The organism is Elusimicrobiota bacterium, from assembly GCA_016788905.1.
Lineage (GTDB): Bacteria > Elusimicrobiota > Elusimicrobia > FEN-1173 > FEN-1173 > JADKHR01.
On record JAEURZ010000061.1, the window covers coordinates 1 to 650 of the forward strand.

Sequence of the window (650 nt, forward strand, 5' to 3'; positions counted from 1 at the left end):
GGAGGGCGGACCGATGAAAGAGTTTAGGGTGCCTTTGGATTTCGGGCGCGAAAATATTTTCATCCTTTGATTTGGCCTGTCTCTCTGAATCAGAGTGGGGTATTCCAATTATTTTTTCCCCTCGCCCCGGATGGGGAGAGGCCGGGAGAGGGTTCCACCGGTGGGTTGTCCCTTTCCCCAGAGGGGAGAGGGAGGACAGGGAGAGGGCTCCTTTTGCGGTTGGTGTGCGCGCGGGGTTGGGATTGAAAAAGCCCTTGCGGTTCGGCGAGGCCTGAGGAGCATTCACTATTCGAAAAAGAGTATCCGGGTGGACTTCGTTTTGGAGAACCCCGAATCGGAGAGTGACAGGGGTCGAACGAGCGGACGGGACGGAGACTCGGCCCCCGCTATCGACGGAAGAAGACCGATGGAATGGAATTCTTCCACTGCCGCGCTCCGCGCGGCAGACGGAGGGATTTCGACCGGTTCGGGGGTTGGATGCCGGAGGAGGACGACGTCTCGGATGGGAACGGAAGCTTTCAATCAGGAAAGAGAAAGGCCCAACGACCGTGAGCCGTTGAGCCTTTCGACCCCTGTGGGGGGTTTCTGTAATGGCGGAAAGGGAGGGATTCGAACCCTCGGTATGGGTTTACCCCATACAGCGGATTAGC

At 58.0% G+C, this 650-nt stretch carries 1 protein-coding gene; it reads left to right on the forward strand.

What is annotated here, in order from left to right; all coding sequences use genetic code 11:
* Positions 1 to 341 precede the first annotated feature (341 nt).
* A complete protein-coding gene (locus JNK54_10800) occupies positions 342 to 560 on the forward strand; it encodes a hypothetical protein (protein ID MBL8024745.1) in 219 nt (72 codons plus the stop codon).
* The last annotated feature ends 90 nt before the right edge of the window (positions 561 to 650 follow it).